Annotated in this window: 10 protein-coding genes; 8 read left to right on the forward strand and 2 right to left on the reverse strand. The window is 48.5% G+C overall.

Translation table 11 applies throughout. The features are described 5' to 3' along the window. Position 1: 1 nt before the first annotated feature. The 5 genes from nrfA (at position 2) to NC99_RS04885 (ending at position 7,086) form a co-directional block, all read left to right on the forward strand. Positions 2-1,516: an ammonia-forming cytochrome c nitrite reductase gene (nrfA, locus tag NC99_RS04865; protein WP_053180434.1), complete on the forward strand. Its 1,515-nt coding sequence runs from the start codon at positions 2-4 to the stop codon at positions 1,514-1,516. Positions 1,517-1,528: 12 nt separating this feature from the next. Continuing rightward, positions 1,529-2,746 (forward strand): alginate export family protein, encoded by a 1,218-nt coding sequence (locus NC99_RS04870; protein ID WP_053180437.1) that lies wholly within the window; start codon positions 1,529-1,531, stop codon positions 2,744-2,746. A gap of 159 nt (positions 2,747-2,905) precedes the next feature. After that, the gene (locus NC99_RS04875) at positions 2,906-4,135 is read left to right on the forward strand and encodes a cytochrome c biogenesis protein ResB (RefSeq protein WP_053180439.1); all 1,230 of its coding nucleotides are present in this window, start codon (positions 2,906-2,908) and stop codon (positions 4,133-4,135) included. 1 nt (position 4,136) lies between these two features. Next, entirely contained in the window at positions 4,137-4,940 is an 804-nt protein-coding gene (gene ccsA / locus NC99_RS04880) for a cytochrome c biogenesis protein CcsA (protein WP_053180441.1), read from the forward strand. 613 nt (positions 4,941-5,553) lie between these two features. Beyond that, positions 5,554-7,086, forward strand: a complete 1,533-nt coding sequence (locus NC99_RS04885; RefSeq protein WP_053180443.1) for a PepSY-associated TM helix domain-containing protein — start codon at positions 5,554-5,556, stop codon at positions 7,084-7,086. On the opposite strand, the gene NC99_RS04890 is transcribed toward NC99_RS04885, so the two are convergent. Beyond that, positions 7,083-7,835: a class I SAM-dependent methyltransferase gene (locus NC99_RS04890; RefSeq protein ID WP_053180445.1), complete on the reverse strand. Its 753-nt coding sequence runs from the start codon at positions 7,833-7,835 to the stop codon at positions 7,083-7,085. The two genes, NC99_RS04885 and NC99_RS04890, sit on opposite strands and share 4 nt — an antisense overlap. A gap of 129 nt (positions 7,836-7,964) precedes the next feature. Next, on the reverse strand, positions 7,965-8,465 hold the full coding sequence (locus NC99_RS04895; protein WP_053180446.1) for a low molecular weight protein-tyrosine-phosphatase: 501 nt from the start codon (positions 8,463-8,465) through the stop codon (positions 7,965-7,967). Positions 8,466-8,735: 270 nt separating this feature from the next. On the opposite strand from NC99_RS04895, the gene NC99_RS04900 reads away from it, so the two are divergent. From NC99_RS04900 to NC99_RS04910, 3 genes are all read left to right on the forward strand, one after another. Beyond that, positions 8,736-10,070, forward strand: coding sequence for an MATE family efflux transporter (locus NC99_RS04900; RefSeq protein ID WP_053180456.1), 1,335 nt, complete (start codon positions 8,736-8,738; stop codon positions 10,068-10,070). A 297-nt stretch (positions 10,071-10,367) separates the two neighbouring features. Beyond that, positions 10,368-12,695: a sodium-translocating pyrophosphatase gene (locus NC99_RS04905; RefSeq protein WP_053180448.1), complete on the forward strand. Its 2,328-nt coding sequence runs from the start codon at positions 10,368-10,370 to the stop codon at positions 12,693-12,695. A gap of 195 nt (positions 12,696-12,890) precedes the next feature. Further along, complete coding sequence (locus NC99_RS04910) at positions 12,891-14,417, forward strand: TolB family protein (RefSeq protein WP_053180457.1); 1,527 nt, start codon at positions 12,891-12,893, stop codon at positions 14,415-14,417. The last annotated feature ends 423 nt before the right edge of the window (positions 14,418-14,840 follow it).

The raw sequence follows: 14,840 nt of genomic DNA on the forward strand, positions 1-14,840 counted from the left end.
CATGAAACCATTAAAGACGACCATTGAAAAAAAACCGATTTTGGGCTGGTTACTTTTCTTCGCCACCTTACTTGTTGTTTTTGTTTTGGGGCTGCTGGCCTCATCCATCATGGAACGCCGGGCTGAAGCCAGCTTTGTAAATGTTCCGAAAGTAAAGTTGTCAGAGTTTGAACCGCGCAACGAAGTGTGGGGCGAAAACTTTCCCCGCGAATTTCAGTCCTATTACCAAACCGCCGACAGTAATTTCCAAAGCAAATACAACGGCAACGCCATGATTGACATGCTCGAAGTTGATCCACGCATGGTGGTGCTTTGGGCTGGCTACGGATTTTCAAAAGATTATAACCAGGGACGCGGCCACTACTACGCCATTGAAGATGTACACAACACGCTGCGTACGGGTGCTGAAGGCGATCCGGACAAAGGCCCGATGCCAACGACTTGCTGGACCTGTAAAAGTCCGGATGTTCCACGCGTAATGCAGGAAGACGGAGTTGCCGAGTTTTACAAAGGCCGTTGGTCACGACTGGGTGCAGAGATTGTCAACCCCATTGGCTGTGCCGATTGCCACGACCCCGAAACCATGAACCTGCGCGTGACACGGCCCGCTTTGGTGGAAGCCTTCGAAAACATGGGCAAAGATGTCAGCAAAGCGTCGCACCAGGAAATGCGGTCGCTGGTTTGCGCCCAATGTCATGTGGAGTATTATTTCGACAAGAAAAAAGTGGAAGGAGCCGAATACCTCACCTTCCCCTGGCACAACGGGATGACGGTTGAAGGCGCCGAAGAATATTACGATGCCATCGAATTTAGCGACTGGACACACTCGCTAAGCAAAGCGCCCATGTTGAAAGCCCAACACCCGGGATACGAAATTTATATGCAGGGCATTCACGCAGAACGTGGTGTTTCGTGTGCCGATTGCCACATGCCCTACAAATCGGAAGGCGGACAAAAATTCACCGACCACCACATCCAATCGCCCCTGAACAATGTAGCCAACTCATGCCAGGTTTGCCATCGCGAAGAAACGGCAACCTTAATCAAAAACGTATTTGACCGCCAGGACAAGGTGATTGAAAACCGCGACAAACTGGAAGAACTGTTGGTACGTGCCCACCTGGAAGCTCAAAAGGCTTGGGAACTGGGAGCTACCGAAGATGAAATGAAAGAAGTGCTGATGGGCATCCGTCATTCACAATGGCGCTGGGACTACGCAGCGGCCAGCCACGGCGGCTCGTTCCATGCCCCGCTTGAAACCAGCCGGATCATTTCAACAGGAATTGACATCGCGCAGGAAACACGTATCAAGCTATCACGCATTTTGGCTTCCAAAGGATTCAACGAGGAACTGCCCTACCCCGATATTTCAACCAAAGCCAAAGCGCAGGCATTTATTGGGCTCGACATGGCAACCTTAAACCAGGAGAAGGAAGAATTTCTGGAAACCGTGGTCCCCGAGTGGCTGAAAAAAGCGCAGGAACGCGAAGATTCGTGGGATGTCGTACGCAACTAAAAGCCGATTGATATGAAGACACGCTTAAGCGGCAGCCTGTTCATTTTGTTCATGCTGTCCGCCTCCTTCAGTTTTGCTCAGTTTTCACTGAGCGGCGAATTCCGGCCACGTACGGAACTAAGCCACGGCTACAAAAGCCTGGCCGCAAGTGATCAGGATGCTTCGCTGTTTACAGCGCAGCGCACCCGGCTCAATGCCTTGTATCAATCCGAAAAGGTCATTACCTTTTTGTCCTTGCAGGATGTACGCACCTGGGGAAGCCAGCCCCAGTTGGTCGGCAATGAAGATTTTGCCACCTCTGTTCACCAGGCTTGGGCCGAAGTGTTTTTTTCGCCTGAATTTTCGTTGAAAGCAGGGCGTCAGGAGCTGGTGTACGACGACCACCGGATCTTTGGAAACGTGGGCTGGGCGCACCAGGCCCGTTCGCACGATTTGGCGATTCTGAAATACCAAGGCAACATCAGTCTGCATGTTGGAATCGCCCATCACGAGAACAGCAATCCTGCCAACAACCTGTTTGACGGTGCGGATGCCTACAAAGACCTGCAATATGTCTGGTTCAACAAAAAATGGGATACAGGCAGCCTGAGTTTGCTGGTGCTAAACAATGGCATTCCGGAAAACACGCCCGATGGGCAAGAGGTGAACTACAGCCAGACGATGGGAGCTCACGCCACCTATCCGCTGGGAGAATTTAAGCTAGCGGCCAACGCTTACCTGCAAACGGGCAAAACGGCCACCGGTAGTGACTTGAGCGCTTATAACTTGCTGCTGGAAGCCACCTGCCCGCGCGGCATTACCTGGGGTTACGAACGCCTGTCGGGAACAGCTTACGACGACACGAAAAATAAATCATTCAACCCACTGTATGGCACCAACCACAAGTTTAATGGTTTCATGGACTATTTCTACGTCGGGAATCATTTCAACTCGGTTGGGCTGAATGACATTTATGCGAAATACAACTATTCGAAAGACCAATTGAGTTTGAATGCCCATTTGCATTACTTTTCTGCCGCAGCTGAAATTAGTGCCGACGCATCCAATTACCTGGGGACGGAACTGGACTTGGGAGCCGGATGGAAAATCAGCCCCGAAGCACAGATCAGTTGCGGTTTGTCGTGGCTGTTTGCAGGCGATAGTATGGAAATCATTAAAGGAGGGGACCAATCGGCAAGCCACTACTGGAGTTGGCTGATGCTGAGTGTAACGCCTAATTTCATTAAGTAGATTACACCTGCATTCTATCGAGACTGTCTATAGTTGTCATTCATGGTCATTTTATTGTCATTGATCGTTTCAGGGTAACTTAATGACCACCTAATGACCCTAAATGACAATTTAATGACCGAGGTAAATTGAAAATATTCATTTTTTAAGCATTGTTTTATGGAAAGAAATACCTGGCAAACGCCATGGTCGTATCGTGAGGGATGGATTATCGTTGTAGGATTGACCGGTTTAGGTGTCGTTTGGCAGGTGTTTCTGCCTGCGCTTGAAGCGCAAGTCCCGCGATGGCCCGGCAATTTGATTCTGGGCCTTATTTTTATCACACTGTTGTTAGCCCTGCACTTTTTCTTTGCGAAGTCACTGCTCAGCAAATGGTTGTCGTCAGTTCCCGCGGCGGTCACCTCGGCCGCTTTTTACTGTGGGCTGGCCATCTTGATGGGCATCATTCCGCAAGGGCAAGCAAACAACTCAACGCTCATCAGCCTGCTCGGCTTAAACCGGCTGACGACTTCGTGGATATTTGTGCTGGCCAATGCTTATTTTTTAAGCGGTCTGGGCTTGGCTACGCTGAAACGTTTGATTCCTTTCAAACTAAAAAACGCGGGCTACATCCTGAACCACCTGGGACTTTGGATCGCACTGACCGCCGCTGCCCTGGGAAGCAGCGACCTGCAACGTTTGTATATGAATTGCTACGAAGGCCAGCCCGAGTGGCGAGCCACCAACCAGGCCGGGCAGGTGGTTGAGTTACCAATCGCCATAGAGCTGACCGATTTCAAAATTGATGAGTATCCGCCCAAACTCACCTTGATTGACAACACCACAGGCCGGGTGGTGGCCAAGGGAAAGAAGAACCAATATTTTTCGGTGGAAGACTCGCCGATCCAGTTGCTGGATTACAAGGTTGAAGTGGAGAAACGGCTTCACTCGGCCGGCCTCATTGGCGAGCGATTTGAGCCGGTCAACGAGATGGGATCGCCCCCTGCCGCAAAAGTTAGGGTGACGCATACACAAACCGGCGAGACCCAAACCGGCTGGGTCAGTTCCGGAAGTTTCATGCACCAGCCTTACGCCTTCAAACTGAGCGACCGCTATTCGCTGGTCATGCTGCCCCCCGAACCTCAGAAGTTTCAGTCCGACATCAGGATTATGACTGAAGAAGGCCAGCAGATGCAAACCACTTTGGAAGTAAACCAACCTTTTAAACTGGGTGGCTGGAAACTTTATCAACTGAGTTACGACAGCCAAAAAGGGAAATGGTCGACACTGAGTGTGATTGAGCTGGTGCGCGATCCCTGGATTCCCGTGGTTTACCTGGGAATTTTTATGCTGCTGGCCGGAAGCCTGTTTTTATTTCGCGATGGCACAAACAAAAAGAAAGCACAATAGGATGGGATGGATTAATTTCGAATTATTTGCGGCCGTCAGCCTGATTTGCTGGTTGGTCAGTGGCGGCTTTTTAATGCTGAAGACTTCAAATTCAACATTCAAAACGCTGGCCCCAACTGTTTTGGCGCTGAGTGGGTTCATCAGCCTCATGCTGTTTATCGTGCTGCTTTGGGTGAAAATAGATCGTCCGCCCATGCGTACGCTAGGTGAAACCCGCCTGTGGTATGCGGCTTTGCTGGCTTTGATTGGCATCGTCAGCTTCATCCGATGGAAATACAAATGGCTGCTGGCCTACAGCCTGTTTATGGGCGGCTTGTTTTTGGTAATCAACCTGCTTCACCCCGAAACCTACGACAAAAGCCTGATGCCAGCCCTGCAGAGTGTTTGGTTCGTTCCGCACGTCATTGTTTACCTGTTTGCCTACGCTTTGCTGGCAGCATCAAGCTTGGTTGCCGTCAAAGCCATCTACCAGGACCAACAGGGCAAAAATTGGCAACATTTGCCCGAACTGGCCGACAATTTTGTTTACCTCGGTTTTTCATTTTTAACCATGGGGCTGCTGTTTGGCGCGCTCTGGGCCAAAGAAGCCTGGGGCCATTACTGGACCTGGGACCCGAAAGAAACCTGGGCCTTCATTAGCTGGACTGCATACTTAATCTATATTCACTACCGGTACAAACACTTGAAAAAACACAAACCCGCCATGTGGATTTTAATTGTGGCTTTCGGTTTATTGTTGATTTGCTGGTTTGGTGTCAATTACCTTCCAACAGCCCAAAACAGCGTGCATACGTATTCGGGATAGAAGCTGGATGCTGGATACTTGATGCTAGATGCTAGATACTTGATGTGGGATACTGGATGACTGGCTTCTTGTGGCTTGCAGCTAGAGGCTTGTAGCTCGATCCTCAATGAGGAATGCCAGATATTTGGAGAACGAGGCGTTCTTTTGACCGAAAAAAGAAATCTATGTGACTGATGTGACTAGGTGGTGAAAATAAAAGATTTGCAAACCAAATTCTTTTAACAAGTTAAAATTCAAGGAAAACCACAATAGCCCCATAGAACACATAGAAGAAAAGATGGAAGATGCTGGTCATTGTCGGTTCCCTGGCCACTGGGACTGTTTACTGAACACTGCTTCAGCCGGTCATTAGATGGTCATTGAATGGTCATTGATGGTCATTCATTGTGAAGCCCAAGTAGGCTTGCAGCTTGATCTTCGATTCCGGATGCCGGATATCCAGAACTAGCGCCAGTGGTTAGACAAATGGAATTTGGAATTTCCTTTTTGCATTTTGTAACATCCGATACAACTTAAAAACCCAGCTTTATTATCTTCGCGCCTTATATAATCAGAATCAGATGCAAAACTCTGGATTGTTCCATTTGCATCATTTCCATTACGCTGTTTCAAGATGAAGAAAAAAAATAAATCCCTCAAAATCTTTCGAAAACTACACAAATGGCCAGGCATTGTGATTGCCGTTTTGTCCATTCTCTTTGCCTTGTCGGGAATCGTGATGAATCACCGGCCACTGTTTTCCAAGGTAGACGTAAGCCGGAGACTGTTGCCTTCTGACTATCACTACAAAAACTGGAACCTGGCGGCCGTGCGTGGCGGCTTACCAATCGACTCAAGTCAATTTCTGCTTTATGGAAACATCGGTGTTTGGCAAAAAAACGGCGATGAAATCCGCGATTTCAACCAAGGATTTCCGAAAGGCATTGACCAACGTAAGATTTATCAGATCCGCGCCTTTCAGAACAAGCTTTACGCCGCCACACATTTCGGTTTATATGAGCGGGCGCAAACCAAAGGAAATTGGCAAAAAGTGCCGATTCCTTTAAAAGAAGAACGCCTCACCGACCTGTTTATCAAGCAGGACAGTTTGATGGTTTTAAGCCGCCACTATCTGCTGAAATCGGGCGACGGAAAACAATTCGAGGTGGTTCAGCTTCCGAAGCCCGCCAACTACAAACGCGAAACAAGTCTGTTCACGACCCTTTGGCAGCTGCACAGCGGTGAACTGTTTGGCTTGCCCGGCAAGCTGTTTGTCGATTTGCTGGGGCTGGTGACCATCCTGCTTTCGGTGACCGGCTTGTTGCACTTTTTCTTTCCCAAAATTGCCAAGCGACGGCGGGAAAAGAAAAAAGACAACAGCAAACTGACAGCGACCCGGCGGCTCAACCTGCGCTGGCACAATGTGGTTGGTTATGTGTTCATCCTTTTTTTGCTGATCAACACCACTGCCGGTATGTTTTTGCGCCCGCCCTTGTTGATTCCCATTGCCAATTCGAAAGTGGGGCTGATTCCGGGCACGCATCTTGACAATCCGAATCCTTGGTTCGACAAACTGCGACGTGCGACCTGGGACGCCCATTTGAACCGTTACCTCCTGTCGACATCCGACGGATTTTTCATGGCCGATGAGAAGCTGGAAGAACAACTCATTCCCATGCCTGTTCAGCCGCCCGTAAGTGTAATGGGCTGTAATGTATTGGAACCAATTGGGCCGGCGCAGTATCTGGTCGGCTCGTTTAACGGGCTCTTTATCTGGGATATTCGAAAGCAAGTTGTGTTGGATGCCTTTAGCCAGCAACCGCCGCAAGCCAATAGCGGGCGCCCCATTTCGGACCACATGGTGGCAGGCTATTTTGAGCTGAATGCGCAGGAACACTATTGGTTCGACTACAGCCGCGGGAAGCTTAGTTTTGAAGGCAAGGCAAGCTGGCCCATGCCGCAGGAAGTTTTGGACAAATCACCTTTATCGTTGTGGAACACGGCCTTGGAAGTCCATACCGGACGAATTTTTGAGCATTTGCTTGGCCCGTTCTATATTTTATATGTGCCCCTTTCAGGTTTGTGCCTGATGATGGTGCTGGTTAGCGGATTCTTAATTTGGTGGAAAGCCTATCGAAAAACGAAAAAGCAACAACCAAAATCCTAAGAAGCGGAACGTTCAGCCGATAAAACCAGCGGCAAATGATGCCCGCCAAAAGGTTTCTTATCGAAATTAGCATAGTACTTGATGCGTTCGAATCCAAAATGCTGCAAGAGCGAATGCAAATCATTCTTGCGCAAAGGCAGCAGTCGCGAAGCATGAAACAGGGATTCGCGTGTGCTTTTGATCACCAGCTCCGTATTGAAAATGATTTTGTCGTTTTCACCCTCCGGAAGATCATATTTCCGGATAAAGCTGATTTTTGGCCCGTCAATCAACGGAAGTTCATCAACTTGTTGATCCAAGATGTAGTCGTAGTTCAACATTTGAACCAAAAACTTGCCACCCGGCTTCAGCAGTTTGGCAACAACCTTGAAAAAACGGCCAATTTCATCGATGGAATCCAGGTGAACCAAGGTGTTTCCGAAGCACAAAACGGCATCCAGCGACGATTCTTCACAATAGGAATCGGCTTCCAACATGTTACCTACAACAAATTGAAGGTCAGGAAAATGATTTTCCTTTTGAGCCAGGGCAATCATCTTTTCATTTAAATCGAGCCCGGTTACCTGTCCCCCCAGCCCGGCCAACTTTTTTGCCAGCTGTCCGGTTGAACATCCAATATCCAGAATTTTTTTGCCGTCCAAGCCCACCAGACTGGATTTTACAAACTCAAGCTGCTTTTCATTCAACGGAAATATCTGGTTGTAATATTTGGCGATGGCAGAGTAAAAAATTTCCTGATCAATTTTCATATCGGACGGTTTATTTTATGTTTTGCCTGTTCGTATGACCAAGCGTTTGAATGGCTAAATATAGCCGTTTTTTTGCTCCTGTCATGTTGTATCGAACTTTTAAATGAGATGGAACAAGCGGCCAGTGGCTTATTGGCCGGCAGAACTTTCAACCTGGGTTTCTCTAACAATACGATTCAAAAGCCCCTGGCAAGCATCTTCCAAAATATCCAGTACCAACTCAAATCCGTCGGCACCACCGTAATAAGGATCCGGAACCGATTGGTAACTTTTGGACTTTGCAAAGTCGGTCATCTTATAAATTTTCCTTAAATCGTCCAGGTTGCGCGCCTTTTTCTTCAAATCCCACACGTTGTTGTCATCCATACCGATGACATAGTCAAAGGTGTCGAAATCATGAATAGGGTCCAGTGGTCGTGAAATCGATGTCAATCGATAACCTCTTCTGATGGCATGACTCTGCATTCTCCCATCGGCTGGTTCGCCTTCGTGGTACGCGGCGGTTCCTGCAGAGTCACACTCCACCTCGTTCTCCAGGCCCTGCTCCTCAAGCAAACTGTTAAAAACCGCCTCGGCACTGGGTGACCGGCAAATATTTCCCAAACAAACAAAGAGTACCCTTTTTTTCATATCGAACCACGTTTACCTACAAAATTAATCCATTCTGCAAATCATAAAAGTGAAGCCATAAAAAAGTGGTCAATGTTATATTTTTTTAACAGAAAAAAGAACCTGTCCTTTTTTCATCTATTTCAGCTGGGAAGGCATTCTCCGTGCCGCTCAATCCATTCATCGAACAAAGCTCAAAAATTGATTTTCAACAACTTTCAAAGGCCCGACTCATCGTCTATTTTGAAATCAAATTTAAAATACTCAGCTTTGCATTCTGTTTTTTTAAGCATGAAAGATTTTACAGTCGGCAGCGAAGCAAAAATTATCCTCAACTTTTCGGTTCCCCTGGTAATTGGCAATTTATTACAGAATCTCTATAACATTGTCGATAGCATTATCGTGGGCAACTACCTGGGAAAGGAAGCCCTGGGTGCTGTCGGAGCCTCCTTCCCCATCATCTTCACGCTCATCTCCCTGGTTATTGGTGTTGGTTCGGGTGCATCGACCGTTGTTTCGCAGTATTTTGGGGCCAAGCAAATGAAGAACGTGGCCAAAACCATTGATACCATTTTCATCTTTTTCCTGGGTGCGTCATTGGTTGTTTCGGCACTGGGAATCTACTTCAGCGGGGCCATTTTTCAACTTCTGCAACTACCCGAAGAGATGATGCCTGAAGCCGTAAGCTATATGAATGTTTACCTGCTGGGCATGTTTTTCTTTTTCGGATTTAATGGTATTACGTCCATCCTTCGCGGAATGGGCGATTCGAAAACACCCCTTTATTTCATGGTGATTTCCACCTTCAACAACATCGTGCTCGATCTGCTGTTTGTCGTGGTTTTTAAGTGGGGAATTGAAGGCGTGGCATTTGCCTCCGTGATTGCCCAGGCCATTGCTTTTTTTGCGGCTACCTGGTACCTCAACAAAAAGCATCCTGTTATTAAGTTAAGCCTCCGAAGGTATGTTTTCGACCGGAATATTTTTAAAAGCTGCCTGCGCATTGGTCTGCCAACTGGCTTTCAGCAGTCGTTTGTTGCTTTTGGCATGATGGCCATTATGGCCATTGTGAACGGATTTGGAACCAACGCTGTGGCGGCCTACACCGCTGCCATTCGCATTGACTCGTTTGCCAAAATGCCGGCCATTACTTTCTCGTCGGCCCTGTCGAGTTTTACCGGCCAAAACCTGGGTGCTTTGCGTGAAGACCGGGCCAGGAACGGCCTGAAAACCACCTTGTACTTTTCGTTGGTGTATTGCATCTTCATCTCCATCATTATCATCGTATTCGGAAAGTACCTCATCAAAATGTTCACGCCCGATCCGGCAGTTATTGCCATCGGACAAGACTATTTGGTAATTGTATCGTCGTTTTACCTCTTGCTGGCCGTGATGTTTACGCTAACCGGATTTCTACGCGGTGCCGGCGCCACTTTTATCCCCATGCTGACCACCCTAACCGCACTGTATGCGATCCGGATTCCACTGGCCTATTTCCTCTCCGATCATTTGGGAGTGAATGGAATATGGTGGGCCGAGCCTGCCGGCTGGGCCGCGGGAACCATCATTCTGTCCATTTATTATTTTAGCGGGAAGTGGCGGGGCAAGGACGTTTTTCAGCATTAAAAAAAAGCAGCGGCCCTCATAAAATCCTTTGGCCCAAGCGCTCACTTTCGAACCTATTCCATCAGATTGTAGTTTCCTTCTTTAGAATGCCTACAAATTAACACCAACAAGCAGCTTCAGCTTCTATTTTTTGTTTTTCAGCTTATCTTTGTTTGCTTCAAGGGTGAAACAGGCCGACTGCCATACAACATTTGGGTATTCCATTCGGCCAACATCAATATTTATTATTTTCACACCTGATTTTAATCAATGAAAAAATCACTAACCGCAACATCGTTGCACTTAAATTTATAACTTATGGGTAATATTTTCTTTATTGTTCCAATAGCATCCATACTTGCATTGATCTTTGCATGGATCTTCTTTAAATCGATGATGAAAAATTCGGAGGGCACCGACCGGATGAAAGAAATCGCGCAGTACGTGCGGGAAGGTGCCATGGCCTATTTGAGAAGACAGTACAAAGTTGTGGCCATCGTTTTTGCCATTTTGTTTGTCCTGCTGACCATTATGGCTTATTTTAATGTTCAAAATCCCTTTGTCCCCATTGCGTTTTTAACCGGTGGTTTTTTCTCTGGTCTATGCGGATTTCTGGGAATGAAAACAGCCACCTTTGCCTCAGCGCGTACAGCGCACGGAGCATCACAGTCGTTGAATAAAGGACTGCAGGTGGCTTTCCGAAGTGGTGCCGTTATGGGTTTGGTTGTTGTGGGTTTTGCCCTCCTGGATATCGCCGCCTGGTTTCTCATTCTAAACGAATGGGTTTACACCCCCGAAAACATGACTACCGGCCTGCATTTCCTTGGCCTGAACTTCGTTCATGCTCATCCTGAATTTGTTGTCGACGGCCTGTTAACAGAAGCCGGTACACGCTTTAAGCTGGTTGAAATTACTGTGACCATGCTAACTTTTGGAATGGGTGCTTCTACGCAGGCCCTGTTTGCCCGTGTTGGTGGTGGCATTTACACCAAAGCCGCCGACGTTGGTGCTGACCTGGTTGGGAAAGTTGAGGCCGGTATTCCGGAAGATGACCCACGCAACCCCGCAACTATTGCTGACAACGTAGGTGACAATGTGGGCGACGTAGCCGGCATGGGGGCCGACCTTTACGAATCATACGCTGGTTCGATCCTGGCCACTGCGGCTTTGGGTGCATCACTTCCTGCACTGGTATTGCGCGACGCCGGCTTGGATCCATTCCAGGCTGTTTTGGCGCCAATGATTGTTGCTGCCATTGGTATTATCCTTTCTATTTTGGGTATTTACATGGTTCGCACCAAAGAAACGGCCACGCAAAAAAACCTGCTCAACGCCCTGCTTTTAGGAACTGGCGGAAGCTCTGCCTTAATTCTTCTGGCGATGATCGGTCTGGCCTTTTTGGGCTGGGTAACCTGGGGCGTATTCTGGGCAGTCGTCATTGGACTGGCGGCTGGTGTGATTATTGGTCAGGCAACTGAGTTTTTTACTTCAGACGAATATAAACCCACGCAGGGCATTGCCAAGCAGGCGCAACAAGGCCCTGCCACAACCATCATTGACGGGATTGCCGTCGGCATGTATTCAACCTGGATTCCGGTCGTCACCATTGTACTTGGAATTATGGGCGCTTTCTGGGCTGCTGGTGGCGCGACCCACTTTGCCATGGGCGTTTACGGAATCGGCTTTGCCGCCGTAGGCATGCTGTCAACACTGGGCATTACGCTGGCAACTGACGCCTTTGGGCCAATTGCTGACAACGCTGGAGGCAACGCCGAGATGTCGGAACTTCCTCCGCAGGTTCGCGAACGCACCGATGCTTTGGATATGCTTGGAAACACAACTGCCGCCACTGGAAAAGGGTTTGCCATTGGTTCGGCTGCACTGACGGCTATGGCCCTGATTGCGGCTTACATGGAAGAAGTTCGTTTGTGGTTTGACAAAATAGCCAAAGCCGGCGAAGGATTTGTCACCAAAGGCCAGTTTGTATTTTATCATGATGTGGCACCCGCTGTAGGCGAAGGATTTAAAGCCATTAAAATATCGACGGCTTCAGTGAAAGACTTCTCTGAAGCATACGACATCAGCTTGTTCAATCCACTATTTTTAGGTGGGTTATTCCTCGGCTCGATGATGGCATTCGTTTTTAGTGCGATGACCATGAAAGCTGTTGGTCGCGCTGCCGGAGCGATGGTTGATGAAGTTCGTCGGCAGTTCCGCGAAATCAAAGGTATTCTGGAAGGAAAAGCAACCCCTGAATATGCCAAGTGTGTTGAAATTTCAACCATTGGCGCTCAAAAAGAAATGCTGCTTCCTTCGCTGGTAGCAATTATTGTTCCTGTAGTGGTTGGTGCGACCATGGGGGTTGCCGGAGTCATTGGCCTGTTAGCTGGTGGTTTAACCTCCGGATTCACCCTGGCAGTGTTTATGAACAACGCCGGTGGCGCCTGGGATAATGCCAAAAAATTCATTGAAAAAGGAAATTACGGCGGAAAAGGCAGCGAAGCCCATAAAGCCGGTGTTGTTGGCGATACGGTTGGCGATCCGTTTAAGGACACTTCCGGCCCATCATTAAATATCCTGATCAAACTCATGACCATGGTATCGGTGGTGATGGCAGGCTTAACCGTTACCTTAAGCTTATTGTAATTGGACATCCTGTTGAAGTAATTCTTGTTCTAAAACCTGTGGGCCAGCGCTCACAGGTTTTTTTATGGTGAAATTTCGACTAACACTATCGCGTACAAGAATTGGAAAGACCGCTTTTCAACAACCCGCCTCTTTTTCTCCGCGATTTTCCTATCTTTAATCGAATAAAAAAATAACCACCAAACGATGCCAACCATGAAACACGCACTCGGGCTCCTTCTTTGTGTAATTGCCACCACAGCCTTGGCGCAAACACCAATCGGATCTTTTACTTCGAGCCAGGATATTGGCAATCCGCAGCTTGCCGGCTCAGCATCATACGACAACCAAAGGCAGGAATATACCCTCAACGGATCAGGCTACAACATTTGGTTCGATCGCGATGAGTTTCATTTTCTGAATACCAAACTGAAGGGCGACTTCATTCTGACAGCTAACTTTGCTTTTACAGGAGAAGGAGTTGATCCGCACCGCAAAACAGGCTGGATGGTTCGTGCGTCGGACGAAGAAAATGCGGTGCATTGCTCGGCAGTGTTACATGGAGATGGACTAACGGTGATGCAATGGCGCCCGCTTCGAGGCGCTTCCATGCGCGATCCGGAAGAACAGCTGGCAGCGCCAAAACCCAATTACCAGATTCTGCAACTGGAACGGTCGGGCAAAACCATGATCTTTCGCGCGGCACATCCCGGAGAACCCCTGCAAACCATTGGATATCAAGTTATGGAAAACCTGCCTGATGAAGTCTTGGCGGGATTGTTCATCAATTCGCATCATCCCGAAGTTGTTGAGCAAGCCAAAGTGTGGAACGTGCGGATTGACCAGCCGGTTGCCGACGACTATAATCCGGGACAGGAAGGCTGGCTGGGCTGCCGCCTCGAGACCATGAACGTATTCAATGGCAAGCGAAAAGTGATTTACGAGAAAGACGATCGCTTTGAAGCGCCCAACTGGATGCCCGACGGCAAAAAGTTATTATTCAACATGGATGGATTGCTGTACACCATTCCCATTGAAGGTGGCGAGTTGGAACAGCTCAACACCGGCTTTGCCAACCGCAACAACAACGACCACGGCATTTCGTTCGACGGAAAACTGCTGGCCATCAGTCACCACCGCGAGGGCATGAATGGCGGCGGATCAACTGTTTACGTGTTGCCGCTGGAAGGGGGAACGCCACAACTGGTCACCGAAGAAACCCCTTCGTACTGGCATGGTTGGGCGCCCAACAACAAGGAGGTGGTGTACGTGGCACAGCGCGGCGAAGGCAGCGTGTACAACATCTACAAAAAATCAATTAACGGGGGAAAAGAGGTGGCGCTCACCAACAACAAACCCGGCGAACATGTGGATGGCTGCGAATATTCGCCCGACGGCGAGTACGTTTATTACAATGGCAGCCATTCGGGAACCATGCAACTTTGGCGCATGAAACCCGATGGCAGCGGAAAAGAACAAATTACCTTTGACGAATACAACGACTGGTTTCCGCATATTTCACCCGACGGGAAATGGATCGCTTTTATCTCATTCCCTCCGGATATTGAATTCAACTCCCATCCATCATACAAGCGGGTGATGCTGCGACTGATGCCCACGGCCGGCGGAGCACCAAAAGTGATTGCCTACCTGTATGGCGGCCAGGGAACCATCAATGTTCCATCGTGGTCACCCGACAGCCGGCAGATTTCATTTGTCAGCAATTCAGGAAAAGTAGATTGAATTGAATTTGGGCTCGAATGAATCCGTAAACGGGAAAAACGAAGCCTTTCACAGGCAAAAGCAGACCTCAGACAATCGATTCCGAAGCCTAAAAATCACCGGCGTATAACTACGAAAGCTTCCCGACAACTGTCTTCAACCGTTCGTAGGGGTACGAAAGCTTCGCACCAGGTATCGGCGACCGTTCGTAGGGGTACGAAAACTTCGCGCCAGGTATCGGCGGCCGTTCGTAGGGATACGAAAGCTTCACGCCAACCGTCCTCGACCATTCGTAGGGGTACGAAAGCTTCGCACCAACTGTCTTCGATCATTCGTAGGGATACGAAAGCTTCGCGCCAGGTATCGGTGACTGTTCGTAGGGATGCGAAGGGGGAATTGAAGGATTAATCGGTCCGAGGCATTGAAGGTAATGTTCATTAAACT

It is taken from the genome of Sunxiuqinia dokdonensis, from assembly GCF_001270965.1.
Taxonomy (GTDB): domain Bacteria; phylum Bacteroidota; class Bacteroidia; order Bacteroidales; family Prolixibacteraceae; genus Sunxiuqinia; species Sunxiuqinia dokdonensis.

Bases quoted from the DNA above. Each gene is read 5' to 3' on its own strand.
- nrfA (WP_053180434.1), top strand. From the start codon at position 2: ATGAAACCATTAAAGACGACCATTGAAAAAAAACCGATTTTGGGCTGG.
- NC99_RS04870 (WP_053180437.1), top strand. From the start codon at position 1,529: ATGAAGACACGCTTAAGCGGCAGCCTGTTCATTTTGTTCATGCTGTCC.
- NC99_RS04875 (WP_053180439.1), top strand. From the start codon at position 2,906: ATGGAAAGAAATACCTGGCAAACGCCATGGTCGTATCGTGAGGGATGG.
- ccsA (WP_053180441.1), top strand. From the start codon at position 4,137: ATGGGATGGATTAATTTCGAATTATTTGCGGCCGTCAGCCTGATTTGC.
- NC99_RS04885 (WP_053180443.1), top strand. From the start codon at position 5,554: ATGAAGAAAAAAAATAAATCCCTCAAAATCTTTCGAAAACTACACAAA.
- NC99_RS04890 (WP_053180445.1), bottom strand. From the start codon at position 7,835: ATGAAAATTGATCAGGAAATTTTTTACTCTGCCATCGCCAAATATTAC.
- NC99_RS04895 (WP_053180446.1), bottom strand. From the start codon at position 8,465: ATGAAAAAAAGGGTACTCTTTGTTTGTTTGGGAAATATTTGCCGGTCA.
- NC99_RS04900 (WP_053180456.1), top strand. From the start codon at position 8,736: ATGAAAGATTTTACAGTCGGCAGCGAAGCAAAAATTATCCTCAACTTT.
- NC99_RS04905 (WP_053180448.1), top strand. From the start codon at position 10,368: ATGGGTAATATTTTCTTTATTGTTCCAATAGCATCCATACTTGCATTG.
- NC99_RS04910 (WP_053180457.1), top strand. From the start codon at position 12,891: ATGAAACACGCACTCGGGCTCCTTCTTTGTGTAATTGCCACCACAGCC.